Here is a 13,392-nt window from a genome sequence, read left to right on the forward strand (position 1 = left end):
TTATTCATTCGCTATTCGCCCTCTGGCCTTACAGCGCGGTTAAGCCGATGTTCGATAAAATCCTGATAGCCAATCGCGGCGAGATCGCCCTACGCGTGCTGCGCGCGTGCAAGGAGCTCGGCATCGCCACGGTGGCGGTGCACTCCACTGCCGATGCCGACGCGATGCATGTCCGCCTCGCCGATGAGAGCGTGTGCATCGGTCCGCCGCAGTCCAAGGACAGCTACCTCAACGTTCCGGCGCTGCTCGCCGCCTGCGAGATCACCGGCGCAGACGCGGTGCATCCCGGTTACGGCTTCCTGTCCGAGAACGCGCGCTTCGCCGAAATCCTCGCGGATCACAATCTGCATTTCATCGGACCTAAGGCCGAACACATCCGGCTGATGGGCGACAAGATCGAGGCCAAGAAGACCGCCAAGCGCCTGGGCATCCCGGTGGTGCCGGGCTCCGATGGCGCCGTCGGAGCCGACGATGACGCGATGGCGATCGGCAAGTCGATCGGCTTCCCCGTGCTGGTGAAGGCTGCGGCCGGCGGCGGCGGGCGCGGCATGAAGGTCGCGCACACCGCCGAGGATCTGGCGATGGCGATCTCCACCGCCGGCAACGAAGCCAAGGCGGCGTTCGGCGACGCTTCGGTCTATCTTGAGAAGTATCTGCAGAAACCGCGGCACATCGAAATCCAGGTCCTCGGCGACGGCCGCGGCGGCGCAATCCATCTCGGCGAGCGCGACTGCTCGCTGCAGCGCCGGCATCAGAAGGTGTGGGAAGAAAGCCCCTCGCCGGTGATCAGCCCCGAGGCGCGCGCCCGGATCGGCGGCATCTGCGCCAAGGCGATGCAGGAGATGCAGTATCTCGGCGTCGGCACCATCGAATTCCTCTACGAGGACGGCGAGTTCTACTTCATCGAAATGAACACCCGCATCCAGGTCGAGCATCCGGTGACCGAGATGATCACCGGCATCGACTTGGTGCTCGAGCAGATCCGGATCGCGGCCGGCGGCGACTTGCCGGTGACCCAGGACGAGATCACCCTCAACGGTCATGCCATCGAGTGCAGGGTCAATGCCGAGAATCCGGTGACCTTCCGTCCCTCGCCCGGCAAGATCTCCCGCTACCATCCGCCTGGCGGCCTCGGCATCCGGATCGATTCCGCGGTATTCCAGGGTTACACGATCCCCCCCTATTACGACTCACTGGTCGGCAAGCTGATCGTCCACGGCAAGACCCGCGGCGAATGCCTGATGCGGCTGCGCCGGGCGCTGGACGAGATGGTGGTCGACGGCGTGGAGACGACGCTGCCGCTGTTCCGGGCTCTGGTGCGGGAGCCGTCGATCATCGACGGCGACTACCACATCCATTGGCTGGAGCAGTATCTGGCCTCCGGCGTCACTGACGGTTAGCCAGGCAAATTACTGACAAAACGTCATTTTTTCGCAGTTCAGACGGAACGAAACATTCCCCCGAGCATTCGGATGCTCGGGAACCATTCCTCTTGATCGACGTTAGAATGCGTTCTGAGTCCGCTTGCGACGCGTCTGGGGGATAGCTTGCTTGATTTCGTTCGTGCTGGAGACGTGCGGTGACGCCTGAATCCGCGCGCAAGCGTTCGCTTGTCCAAGTCACCCTGCTGTCGCTGTCGTTCGCGGTGCTGGTCGCGGTCAGCCTCGCGTCCGTGTACTGGCTGCAGAAGGCACGCGAGGACAATGCCTGGGTCGCGCATACCCTCGAGGTCCAGAACCAGATCGCGCTGGTTCAGCTGCAGCTTCGCCGTGCCGAAAGCGCTGAGCGTGGTTATGTCCTCACCGGCCAGGACGATCTGGTCCAGCAGTTCAACGAGGTCGCCGCCGACGTAATGCCGCGGCTGATGCAGTTGCGCGGCTTCGTCTCCGACAACGAGGTGCAGCGTCCGCTGATCGAGCAGGCCATCGCCTCGGCCGAGACACGGCTCGACCGGTTTCGGCATGTGATTTCATTGGCGAAAGACGACCGTGCCGAAGAGGCCCGGCAGCTCTTGCGCGACGTCGAGAGCCGGCGCGCGATGAACGAGCTCACCGATGCGCTGTCGAAGATGCGCGCCGAGGAAAACCGGCTGTTCGCCGAACGGACGTCGGCGGCCGACCGCAGCCAGGCGCTGGCTACAATCATCACCACGACCGGTTCGGGACTGGTTCTGGTGCTCGCCGGTATGTCGATCTTCCTGGTCCGCCGCTCGGCGCGGGCGCGCGACGAGGCCGAGTCGCGGCTGCGCGAAAACAATCTGAACCTCGAATCCACGGTGCAAGAGCGGACCAGCGACCTGCGCGAGGCCAACGAAGAGATCCAGCGCTTCGCCTATATCGTCAGTCACGACCTCCGCTCGCCGCTCGTCAACATCATGGGCTTTACCAGCGAGCTGGAAGAGCTGCGCAGCGACATTTTCCGCCGGATCGCAACGCTCAGCCGCGAAGTCGCCGGCAAGCAGAGCGCCGCCAACGCCGACAGCGACGGCGAGCCGGAGTTGGAACCTGCCGACAGCCAGCTTTCGGAGGACTTTACCGAGGCGCTCGGCTTCATCAAATCCTCGATCGGCAAGATGGACCGGCTGATCAGCGCCATCCTGAATCTGACCCGCGAAGGCCGGCGCCAGTTCCAGCCGGTACGGATCGACACCCGCGAATTGATCGAAAACATTGCCTCCACGGTCGCCCACCAGGCGGCCGAAGCCAACGCCGAGATCCGGATCGAGCCACTGCCGGAGATCGTCAGCGACCGCCTCGCGCTTGAACAGATCTTCTCAAACCTCATCGATAACGCGCTGAAATATCTAAAAAATGGAGTTCCAGGCGACATCGTGATCCGGGGCCGGCAGAAGCTCGGCTTCGTGATCTTCGAGGTTGCCGATAATGGCCGGGGGATCGATCCGAAGGACCACCAGAGAATCTTTGATCTTTTCCGCCGCGCCGGTACACAGGATCGGCCTGGGCAAGGGATCGGACTCGCCCATGTGCGAGCCCTGGTGCGGCGCCTGGGCGGCACCATGTCGGTGTCTTCCGCGCTCGGTGAGGGCTCGACGTTTACGATCACTCTGCCGGCCAAATGGGCGGCGAACAAGAATCAGGAACAGCGCGCATGAGTAACCCTGTCACCATCATCATGATCGAGGACGACGAAGGGCATGCCCGTCTGATCGAGCGCAACATCCGTCGCTCCGGCGTGAACAACGAGATCATCCCGTTCACCTCCGGGACAGCCGCACTGAATTATCTGTTCGGCAACGACGGCACCGGCATCGAGCACCAGCATCGTGCCTTGCTGGTTCTGCTCGACCTCAACCTACCCGACGCCAGCGGTATCGATATCCTGCGGCGGATCAAAGAGAACGATCACCTCAAGACCACCCCGGTGGTCGTGTTGACCACCACCGACGATGCCCATGAGATCAAGCGCTGCTACGAGCTGGGCTGCAACGTCTACATCACCAAGCCGGTGAACTACGAGAGCTTCGCCAACGCGATCCGCCAACTCGGTCTGTTCTTCTCGGTCATTCAGGTTCCGCAACCCGACGCTCCATGACAGACGCCAAGCCGACCCTGCTCTATATCGACGACGACGAGGCGCTGGGCCGCCTCGTGTCGCGCGGCCTGCAGCGGCAGGGGTTTCGCGTCGAGCACGTCCTGAGTGGCGAGGCCGGCCTGGAGCGGCTGCGCCAGGGCGGCATCGACGTGGTCGCGCTCGACCAATATATGCCCGGTCTCGATGGGCTCGAGACGCTGGAGCAGATCCAGAACATTCCCGACCCGCCTCCGGTGGTGTTCGTCACAGCCTCGCAGGACTCCAAGATCGCGGTGACGGCGCTCAAGGCCGGCGCCGACGACTATCTGGTGAAGGACACCCAGGGCGAATTCGTGCCGCTGCTGCAGGTCGCAGCCGATCAGGCACTGAAGCAGGCGATGGTGCGGAAGGCCCGCGACGACGCCGAGGCCGAAGTGCGTGCCTCGCGCGATCGCTACGCGGCGCTGGCCGCCGAGCGCGAAATGCTGCTGCGCGAGGTCAACCACCGCGTCGGCAACTCGTTGCAGATCATCGCCTCGCTGCTGCACCTGCAGGCGACCTCGAGCAAACAGGAAGAGGTCAAGGCAGCGCTGACCAATGCGATGGGCCGGGTCGCCGCGGTGGCGCAGGTGCATCGCCGGCTCTACACCTCGCACGATCTGAAGAGCGTGATGCTCAACCAGTATCTCGAAGCCCTGCTGGAAGATCTGCGGCGTTCGGCAGAAGGCAACCGGATGTCGCGCCTGACACTATCCGCCCAGCCGGTCGAGACCGACCCGGACCAGGCGGTGGCGATCGGCATCATCGTCAACGAGCTGGTGATGAACGCGGTCAAATACGCCTATCCGGAGGGCAAGGGGCCGATCCATGTCGAGCTGAAAGCCGACGGCGACGACCTCGAACTGGCGATTTCCGACGACGGGGTCGGCCTCAACGTCAAGGTCAACCCGCAGTCGACCGGCATGGGCCAGCGCATCGTCAGCGCGATGGCCGCCAAGCTGGAAGCCGGGGTCGAACGCGACCCCAATCACCACGGAACGCGGATCGTACTGCGGTTTCGCCGCGCCACCCCGCCGGCGGCGCGGGCCCCTCAGCAGGCAGCACAAGCCGCCCACTGACCGAGCAAAGCGCGCGGGGTGACAGCGGCGCAACGACGCCGTAGTCAGGCTCCGAATTTTTTTTCAATCAAACGCCGCTTAGGCGGCGCCCGTGCTCTCCTCACCGATTGAAGGCAATTGCCGTGCTTCCCTGGACCCAGTTGGCCACCGCACAGATCCCCGGTGGCGGAGAATTGCGGCTGATGCGGCGCGGCCAGGAATTTTCGATCCGACTCGATGCCAACGAGCTGATGAACAGCCGGCTCGGCGGTTCGGAGGAAGCGCTGGCCACTCTGGCCTGCCAGAAGCTCGCCGGCCGGCCGAAACCGCGCGTACTGATCGGCGGCCTCGGCATGGGCTTTACGCTGCGCGCGGCGCTGAAAGTGTTCGAAGAGGCCGCGATCATCGAAGTCGCCGAGCTGGTGCCAGAAGTGATCGACTGGGGACGCGGCCCGATGGCCGAACTGTACGGCGACAGTCTCAGCGATCCGCGCGTCAGCATCCTGCAGCGCGACGTCGGCGAACTGATCCGCGCCGGGAGCGGACGCTACGACGCCATTCTGCTCGACGTCGACAACGGCCCCGAAGGGCTGTCACGTCCAGCCAACGACCAGTTGTACGATCCTCGCGGCCTCGCCGAGGCACGCAACGCGCTGCGCCCCGGCGGCGTGCTGGCGGTGTGGTCGTCGGGGCCGGACGAGGGCTTCACCCGGCGGCTGCGCCGCAGCGATTTCGTCGTCAACGAAGTCCCGGTCCGCGCCGTCGGCAAACGCACCGGGTCACGGCATTGGATCTGGCTGGCGGTCAAAAGCTGATCGACGCTCCCGCTTCGGCACGGATATTGGTGCGACGGCCGGTGTCTTAAGACCATTGCCGCCTTGCCATTTTGTCGCACCTCGGGCAGCTTCCGCCGCACCGCTGCCCTTGCCGGTTCGGCGGATCCGATCTCGGGAAGATACGCCTTTGAACGTTCAGGCTCTCAGCGGCGGCGTGTTGCCGCCTGCATACCGTTGGCGCGTCGGTGCGCTGCAGGCCACCCTCCCCGGCACGAGGCTGCCGTGACTCCGGTTTTGGTATTCGGCATTCCGCTCGATTTCATCCTGTTCGCCACCACGCTGGTCGGCGTGGCGATTTTCCATCGCCATACCCTACTGATCGCGCTGACCGGGCTGGCCACCGTGGTCGGCTACAAGCTGTTGTTCGCCGGCTTCAAGACCGGCACTGGTCTGACCGGGCTGGCGCTGCACATGCAGCACGAATGGGTGACGCTGGCGAACCTGTTCCTTCTGCTCATGGGGTTTGCGCTGCTTTCGGCGCATTTCGAAAAGAGCGGCATTCCCGACGAGATGCCGGCGCTGCTGCCCGACGACTGGAAAGGCCCGGTGGTGCTGCTCGGCCTGGTGTTCGTGCTGTCGAGCTTCCTCGACAACATCGCCGCCGCGCTGATCGGCGGCATGGTAGCGCGACACGTCTTCCGCGGCCGGGTGCACATCGGCTACCTGGCCGCGATGGTCGCCGCATCCAACGCCGGCGGCTCAGGCAGCGTCGTCGGCGACACCACGACAACGATGATGTGGATCCACGGCGTCAGTCCGGTCGAAGTGCTCGACGCCTATGTCGCTGCCGGAATCGCGCTGGCGCTGTTCGCGGTGCCGGCGTCGATCCAGCAGCAGAAATTCTCGCCGATCGTCAAGAACGCGCCCAAAGGCCTGCGCATCGAATGGATGCGGGTCGGCATCGTCGCCGCAATCCTGATTGCGGCGCTGGCCGCCAACGTCACCGCCAATATGAAATTCCCGGCGCTGCTCGACCATGTGCCGGTACTCGGCCTGACGGTCTGGCTGGTGCTCCTGCTCACCGCGCCGCTGCGTCGTCCCGACTGGGAGCTGATGCCCGCGACCTTCAAGGGCACGATCTTCCTGTTGGCACTGGTGACCACCGCCTCGCTGATGCCGGTCGAAGAGTTGCCGACCGCGAGCTGGCAGACCGCGCTCGGCCTCGGCTTCGTGTCGGCCGGCTTCGACAACATCCCACTCACCGCGCTGGCGCTTAAGCAGGGCGGCTACGATTGGGGCTTTCTGGCCTACGCGGTCGGCTTCGGCGGCTCGATGATGTGGTTCGGCTCATCGGCCGGTGTGGCGATCACCAACATGTTTCCCGAGGGGAAATCGGTGGTGCTGTGGCTGCGCCACGGCTGGCATGTCGGCATCGCTTATTTCGTCGCATTCTTCGCGATGCTGGCGTTGCTCGGCTGGCACCCCGATTTGCCGCACTGAGCCGGCCGTCGGCACCCGCAGAGTCGCGCGTCAGCGCCGTCGTGCTATGGTTTCGGCATGGCCTCACGCGACTCGTCCGCCGCCTCCGAGATCACCCCTGACGTGCTGCTCAGGGCCTATGCCTGCGGCATCTTTCCGATGGCCGAGAGTGTCGACGATCCGTCGCTGTTCTGGGTCGAGCCCGATATGCGCGGCATCATTCCGCTCGGCGGTTTCCGCATCGCGTCTAGGCTGGCCCGCACGGTTCGCTCCGATGTCTTCACCGTCACGGTCGATCGCGACTTCAAGGCTGTGATCGACGGCTGCGCCGAGCCGCAGCCCGGGCGTGACGACACCTGGATCAACCGCCGGATCCGCGAGCTGTACATCGGACTACACGAGATCGGCCATTGCCACAGCGTCGAGGTCTGGCAGGACGGCGATCTCGTCGGCGGTTTGTATGGTGTCAGCCTGGGACGCGCATTCTTCGGCGAGAGCATGTTCCACCGCGCCCGCGATGCTTCCAAGGTGGCGCTGGTGCATCTCGTCGCCCGTCTGCTCGCCGGCGGCTACACCCTGCTCGACACCCAGTTCGTGACGGATCATCTGAAGAGCTTCGGCGCGATCGAAGTGCCGCGGCTGCGCTACCGCAACCTGCTCGACGACGCGCTCGACGGCGAGGCCTCGTTCGCCGCACTGCCGACCGATCGGCCGGTTTCGGGCGCCGAAGCGCTGGCGATCATCGGGCGGAAGTAACGCATCCTGATACCCACAGCAAACTGTTCAATACGTGAGCGCGCGCCGCTCGCATGACGGTCATTGCTTGACCGCCGCAACCCAGTTTTCTACTAATCGAAGGCAGGGCATCTGGGGACTGTCATGCTGAAGACAACATTGGGCCAAAAGTCATTGCGTATCTCGCCGGCTCTGCTGGCTGCAGCTCTTGCGATCGCTGTCATCTCTTATCCAACCCGCTCCGTCGCGCGCGATGGCGCTGCCGTGTTCGGCGCGCTCGCCGGTGTCGCCGCTGCGGCAATCATCGCAAACGGCATCGCACAACAACAGCAGCCGCGCGTCTATCGCTCTGCGCGTCATCGGCGGCACGTTTCGCACCGATCGCGTCCGGCGCAGTCGCAGGCATCGATGTCGGACCCGTTCGCCGGGGTCGCCGCTTCGAAAACACGTCCGGCCAGAGACTAAGCGTCCGCGACCGGACAAAGGCACCTCCACAAGAGGCGCAGCCATTTTCCAGTGCGAAGGCCGATGAAGCAGACAACATACGCAGCGCGGCTCGTGGACCCGCCTCGCAAAGTTCTTCCGCGGAAGAACATGCTCTCGCGGGCGATCGCTGCAGTGACGCTGGTCGGGTCGATTGCCTACGCAACGGAGGCCCGCTGCGGCGACCTCAACATCGATAAATCGTTCGGAAAGGTCTCGGGCTGGGACGTTGGATTCAGCAAGAGCGTCGGCGGATGTCTCGCAGCGGCGACCTATCAGGATCGAACGACGGTTTGGTTCGGCTTCGCCGGCGACAAGCCTAGCGCTTACATCGCCTTCACCAATCCGCGCTGGGCGTCCGTCGAGGTCGATGGCCAGTACGATATGCAGCTCGTCATGGGTCGCACCCGGTGGAACGGCGAATTCCTCGGCTTCGAGCGAAGCAATGAAAAGGGCGTGTTCTCGGGCAACCTGAAGATCCAGTTCATGGTGGAGCTGGCCGAGTCCGGCGGCGTCGGCGTTTTTCTCAATCGGCGCCGAGTCGCATCGCTGTCTTTGGATGGCTCCCGACGCGCGCTCGAAGCGGTGTTGTCGTGCCAGAAGGCATTCATGACGGCGCAGAGCGACACCCGGGACGAGCCTTCGACGGACGCCAAACCGAAACGCCACACCAAGAGCTCAGGCACAGGCTTCTACGTCTCGGCCAGCGGCCATATCTTGACCAATCACCACGTCATCGCCGAATGCTATACCATTAATGTGCTGCCTCCAGGCGGTGCTGCCGTGAGCGCAACCCTCGTCGCCAAGGACAAAACCAACGATCTTGCGATCCTGAAGACGGCGTCGTCACCGGCGGCCATTCCGGGCCTGCGATCACAGATGCGGCTCGGCGAAGCGGTGTACGTCTTTGGCTTCCCGCTCACCGGCATCCTGTCGACCTCCGGTAATTTCACCGCCGGTGCGATCACCGCGACGACGGGAATGGAAGACGACACCCGGCTTGCTCAGATCTCCGCGCCCGTTCAGCCGGGCAACAGCGGCGGTCCGCTGCTGGACAAATACGGCAACGTCATCGGAGTCATCGTCTCGAAGCTCAATGCCTTGAACATCGCCGCCGCGACCAAGGACATTCCACAGAACGTCAACTTTGCGATCAAGACCGGTATCGCGACCAACTTCCTCGATTCCAGCGGTGTGGTCCCAACCGGCAAGGTGAGCACACGCGAGCTTGCTCCCGAGGCGATCGCCGACGTCGCGAAGACCTTCACCGTTCAGGTGCTCTGCAACTGAACGGACCTGGTCTGCCTGCCGTTCCAAACCCCGCCAATGGCGAAGCCAAGCGCAAGCGAACAGGCAAACGCGCAACCAACGCTGCTAGAACAATTCTGCTCTTTATAGAAACTGGACCGCACTTCCTAGCAGTTGTAACGGGCAGAACCTCATGGTGAGGAAGCGCGAAGCGCCGTCTCGAACCATGCGGCGCAGGCGATGTGGCTACTCATCCTTCGAGACGCCCGGCTACGCTCTTCAGAATGCGGACTTTTGGACCGTGGCAAGGGCCAAGAGCGCTTCAATCAATCGATCAAGCGCTCTAATCGCGCTCGAGCCGTTCCTGCTTGCTTGAAACGACCCAACGTCGTTCGCAGCGCCCGGCGGCCACACTGAACCGTCGAGCATAAGCCAAATCGATGGCTTCGATGTCTCGAAGCCCGAGCGCATCTACTGCTGGAAACCCGGCAGCGGCGGCGGGCGTTGCGGGCGCGGCTGCGAGGACTGCTGCGAACGGCGGCGCGGCTGGGGCTGGGCGGCCGGCTTCGGCGGATCGGGCTGCGCGCTGGCGACGTTCGGCTTCTCCGGATCCTTACAATCGGTCAGCCAGATGTCGTAGATCGGGTGCTCGACCGCGTGCAAGCCTGGGCTCGCCGCGAACATCCAGCCCGAGAAGATCCGCTTCACCTCGCCCTGCAGGGTGATCTCGTCGACCTCGACGAAAGCGTCGGTGTTGGTCGCTTCGGTCGCCGGCCGGGTGTAGCAGGCATCGGTCTTCACCCGCAGCGCGCCGAATTGCACCGTCTCGCCGATATCGGCATCGAAATTGATGGTGCGGCCGGTGATCTTGTCGAGGCCGGTGAAGCTGGCCTTCTTGTTGACGATCTTCTGCGCCGGCGGCTCGGTGACGATCTCGTCGCCCGGCTGCAGCGTCGCCGGCGACGGCGGGGGATTGGTCTGCGGCGTGCCGCGCGGCTGGCGCTGTCCCGGTGGCAGGCCTGGTAACGGATTGGCTCCGGCAGGCGCGTTGGCGACGCCGGTGTTCGGCTGGCCGGGCGCAGCGGCAGGCGGCGGGGTCTGCGGAATGATCGTCGTGCCGGGCGGCGGCGGCAGCGGCTGGGACTGCACCGGACCCGGCATCGCCGACCCCTGGATCGCACGGTTGGGCGCCGGCAGTACCCGCCCCTGCGGCGGCAGATCCGGCACCTCTTCCTCGTCGTCGTCGGCCGGCGCACCGCGAGGCACCATCCCCGGCGGCCGCGGCGGCGGATCGGAGAAGATGTTGCCGATCTGCGCCTGCGCCGGGGGCGCAAACGCGATCAAATGGGCGACGATCAACGCCGCAAGACCGACTAGGCTCAGGCTTCGGGACATTCCGCGCGGCTTCAATCGACGAATCAGGCTTGCGACATTCTACAGCTTCGGGCCGCTCGCATTGGCCTCTCGGTTAACACGGGGAATACGGCGGGGAAAGGGCGGGTCGGCGGCGCCCCGAAGCCCCCCATTGCTGGCTATTGCGAGGAACTCCTGAGATATTGCTTTCAGGTACCTCCGGGTCGCCCCCCTGGTGCCGCAAAAAACAGCCCCGGCCCGAACCGGGAAGCCCGAGGAAACCCAATGCCCGCAAAACTCGATCCCGATGCAGCTGCCGTCTATCAGGCCTTCCAGGACGCCGGCCGCCCTTCCTATGAGACGCTGAGCGCAACCGAAGCCCGCGCCTACTACTCGGCGGCGCGGCTGGTCAGCAATCCCGAGCCGCCGGAGCTGGCGTCGGTCCAGTCGATTGCCATCCCCGGCCCGGCCGGCGACATTCCGGCCCGGCTGTATACGCCGAGGACGCTGCGTCAGGACGGCGGCCTCGCCCCGGCGCTGGTGTTCTTTCACGGCGGCGGCTGGGTGATCGGTGATCTCGACACCCACGACGTGGTGTGCCGCGGAATCGCAGATGAAGGCGAACTGCTGGTGATCTCGGTCGACTATCGGCTGGCCCCCGAGCACAAATTTCCCGCTGCCGTCGATGACGCAATCGCCGCGACGCGCTGGATCGCCGACAATGCCAGAAAGCTCGGCATCGATCCCGAACAGCTCAGCGTCGGCGGCGACAGTGCCGGCGGCAACCTCGCCGCGGTGGTGGCGCTGCACGCCCGCGACCACGGCGGACCGCTGCTCGCCGGCCAGGTCCTGATCTATCCGGCGACCGACTTCTCGATGCGGCACCCTTCGCACAGCGAACCGGAGACCAGCGTGCTACTGACGCATTCGGTGATCCGCTGGTTCGGCGCGCACTATCTCAGTGGGCCCGAGGACGCCGACGATTGGCGCGCCTCACCGGCCCGCGCCGAAACGCTTGCCGGATTGCCGCCCGCCTTCGTCATGACCGCCGGTGCCGACCCATTGCGCGACGAAGGCGAAGAGTACGCCCGCCGCCTCGCCGATGCCGGCGTTCCGGTCGAGCACCGGACCTATCCGGGCCAGTTCCATGGCTTCTTCACCATGGGCAAGCTGCTGCCGCAGGCCAATGTCGCGGTCACCCAGATTGGCGATTGGCTGAAGGCGCTTTAGCCGCAGCCCGGCATTGACCGGCGTCAACGAGACGTTGGTCCCGCCGTCCGAGGATTTGCCCGGTCAACAGGGAGCTGCGGCGCGCGGGCGCCGATCGTCGCGACGGAATGTCTGAACTTGAACGCACGCGCTGGGGCGGCCTCGCCGATCGCAAGGCCGACGCCACCGGTTTCTTCCGCGTCGAAGAGATCGACGGCCGATGGTGGTTCGTCGATCCCGACGGCGGGAGGTTTCTATCCAAGGGCGTGGTCTCGGTGCAGTTCGACCACGACAACATTCAGGGCACTGATCGTCGGCCGTATCGCGAGGCTTGCACGCGCAAATACGGCAGCCGACAAGTGTGGCGGCGCGCCGCGGCGGACCGCCTCGCCTCCTGGGGCTTCAATACGCTCGGCGCATGGTCGGAGGCCGAGATCGCAAGCGCCGGCACGGTCCCCCTCGCCTCCGCCGCCGGCGTCGTCTATCTCGCCACGGCCTTCGGCGAGAAGCGTGGCGGCTGGCCGCTGTGCGACATCTTCGATCCGGAGTTCGAACAGTTTGCCCGCGCGCACGCGCGCGAGGTCTGCGCGCCGCAACGCGACGATCCGCATGTGCTCGGCTGGTTCACCGACAACGAACTACCGTGGGGGCCTGACTGGCGCGGCGAAAACGAGCTGCTGCCGACGATCCTGCGCGCGACCACGGCGCCGTTCTCGCGGCGGGCTGCGCTGGCGCTGCTGAACAGCCGCTACGACAGCATCGACCAATTCAACGCCGCATGGCAATGCGCGCTGGCATCGTGGGACGACCTAGTCGCCGCGCCGCTGCAGCCGCCCCCGTTCAGCCGCAACTTCTTCACCAACGATCGGGCGCAGGAGCAGAGTCCGACCGCGCGCGGTTACTTCGCCGATTGCGACGCTTTCGCCGGCCTGCTGGCCGAGCGCTATTTATCAGTCAGCGCCGCCGCGATCCGCGCCGCCGCGCCGCATCATCTGGTGCTCGGCGGACGTTTCGCTTACGTCCCGCCACGCGATGTGGTCGCGGCGGCCGGACGCTTCTGCGACGTCATCAGCATCAATTGTTACGATCCGTTGCCGGATGCGGTGATCGAAGGCTATGCCGCGACCGGCAGGCCGTGTCTGATCAGCGAATATTCGTTCCGGGGCGACGATGCCGGGCTGCCGAACAGCCACGGCGCCGGACCGCGGATGCCGACGCAGCGCGAGCGCGCCGCCGGTTTCACCCGCTACACGACGGCCGCGCTGCGCCATCCGACGCTAATCGGTTATCACTGGTTCGTGCATGCCGATCAGCCGGCACAAGGCCGCTGGGACGGCGAAGATTCCAACTACGGCATCGTCACCATCGACGACGAGATCTATCCCGAGCTGACGCAGGCGATGACGGCTCTGAACGCGGACGCTGAGCGCATTCATGCGGAAGCCGCGGCCGTGCAAGCCTGACGGACGACGACAGCGGCG

12 protein-coding genes are annotated in these 13,392 nt (G+C 65.0%); 11 read left to right on the forward strand and 1 reads right to left on the reverse strand.

The window, feature by feature from the left end; all coding sequences use genetic code 11:
- Window positions 1-47 precede the first annotated feature (47 nt).
- The 9 genes from accC to M9H71_RS08135 all read left to right on the forward strand — a co-directional run bounded on the left by accC (window position 48) and on the right by M9H71_RS08135 (window position 9,391).
- Entirely contained in the window at window positions 48-1,400 is a 1,353-nt protein-coding gene (accC, locus tag M9H71_RS08095) for an acetyl-CoA carboxylase biotin carboxylase subunit (protein ID WP_455404534.1), read from the forward strand.
- A 179-nt stretch (window positions 1,401-1,579) separates the two neighbouring features.
- Entirely contained in the window at window positions 1,580-3,112 is a 1,533-nt protein-coding gene (locus tag M9H71_RS08100) for a sensor histidine kinase (protein WP_455404535.1), read from the forward strand.
- Window positions 3,109-3,552, forward strand: a complete 444-nt coding sequence (locus tag M9H71_RS08105; protein WP_455404536.1) for a response regulator — start codon at window positions 3,109-3,111, stop codon at window positions 3,550-3,552. The genes M9H71_RS08100 and M9H71_RS08105 overlap by 4 nt, the downstream gene beginning before the upstream one ends.
- Window positions 3,549-4,649, forward strand: coding sequence for a sensor histidine kinase (locus M9H71_RS08110; RefSeq protein WP_455404537.1), 1,101 nt, complete (start codon window positions 3,549-3,551; stop codon window positions 4,647-4,649). The genes M9H71_RS08105 and M9H71_RS08110 overlap by 4 nt, the downstream gene beginning before the upstream one ends.
- A 122-nt stretch (window positions 4,650-4,771) precedes the next feature.
- On the forward strand, window positions 4,772-5,443 hold the full coding sequence (locus M9H71_RS08115; protein ID WP_455404538.1) for a spermine/spermidine synthase domain-containing protein: 672 nt from the start codon (window positions 4,772-4,774) through the stop codon (window positions 5,441-5,443).
- A gap of 243 nt (window positions 5,444-5,686) precedes the next feature.
- Complete coding sequence (locus tag M9H71_RS08120; RefSeq protein ID WP_455404539.1) at window positions 5,687-6,904, forward strand: citrate transporter; 1,218 nt, start codon at window positions 5,687-5,689, stop codon at window positions 6,902-6,904.
- Between the two features lie 57 nt (window positions 6,905-6,961).
- Window positions 6,962-7,639 (forward strand): leucyl/phenylalanyl-tRNA--protein transferase, encoded by a 678-nt coding sequence (gene aat, locus M9H71_RS08125; protein ID WP_455404540.1) that lies wholly within the window; start codon window positions 6,962-6,964, stop codon window positions 7,637-7,639.
- Window positions 7,640-7,762: 123 nt separating this feature from the next.
- Entirely contained in the window at window positions 7,763-8,083 is a 321-nt protein-coding gene (locus M9H71_RS08130) for a hypothetical protein (protein ID WP_455404541.1), read from the forward strand.
- A 504-nt stretch (window positions 8,084-8,587) separates the two neighbouring features.
- Window positions 8,588-9,391: a S1C family serine protease gene (locus tag M9H71_RS08135; protein WP_455404542.1), complete on the forward strand. Its 804-nt coding sequence runs from the start codon at window positions 8,588-8,590 to the stop codon at window positions 9,389-9,391.
- A gap of 429 nt (window positions 9,392-9,820) precedes the next feature.
- Here the strand turns inward: M9H71_RS08135 and M9H71_RS08140 are convergent, their stop codons facing one another.
- On the reverse strand, window positions 9,821-10,744 hold the full coding sequence (locus M9H71_RS08140; protein ID WP_455404543.1) for a DUF2155 domain-containing protein: 924 nt from the start codon (window positions 10,742-10,744) through the stop codon (window positions 9,821-9,823).
- A gap of 243 nt (window positions 10,745-10,987) precedes the next feature.
- Here M9H71_RS08140 and M9H71_RS08145 point away from each other — a divergent pair, with 243 nt between their 5' ends.
- Window positions 10,988-11,932, forward strand: a complete 945-nt coding sequence (locus tag M9H71_RS08145) for an alpha/beta hydrolase (protein ID WP_455404544.1) — start codon at window positions 10,988-10,990, stop codon at window positions 11,930-11,932.
- Window positions 11,933-12,039: 107 nt separating this feature from the next.
- On the forward strand, window positions 12,040-13,374 hold the full coding sequence (locus tag M9H71_RS08150; RefSeq protein WP_455404545.1) for an agarase: 1,335 nt from the start codon (window positions 12,040-12,042) through the stop codon (window positions 13,372-13,374).
- Window positions 13,375-13,392: the final 18 nt, after the last annotated feature.

It is taken from the genome of Rhodopseudomonas parapalustris, from assembly GCF_053772255.1.